The organism is Oleiphilus sp. HI0123 (assembly GCF_001635315.1).
Genome location: NZ_LWGE01000844.1, coordinates 1 through 265, shown reverse-complemented (window position 1 = coordinate 265; position 265 = coordinate 1). Strand labels below are relative to the sequence as shown.

Below are 265 nucleotides of genomic sequence, written 5' to 3'. Positions count from 1 at the left end.
GACGCTCCGAAATGGTTGAACGGGTTAGAAAATCTTGTGAAGCCGGCTGTCAGGCCTATTGGGTTTGCACTCTTATAGAAGAATCTGAAGCCCTGCAGTGTCAGGCTGCAGAGGAAAGCCTGGCCTGGTTACAAGCTCAGCTAGGAGGTTTGGTTGTCGCCTTGGTTCATGGGCGAATGAAGGCTCAGGATAAAAGCCTAATCATGGATCAGTTCAAAGAAGGGCGTATTGATGTATTGGTTGCTACGACTGTTATTGAAGTCGG

Annotated in this window: 1 protein-coding gene; it reads left to right on the top strand. The window is 48.7% G+C overall.

Annotated features, from left to right (window positions below; all coding sequences use genetic code 11):
- Positions 1-265 (top strand): helicase-related protein (locus tag A3761_RS07350; RefSeq protein WP_255374927.1); only part of this gene is annotated, 265 nt, incomplete at both ends.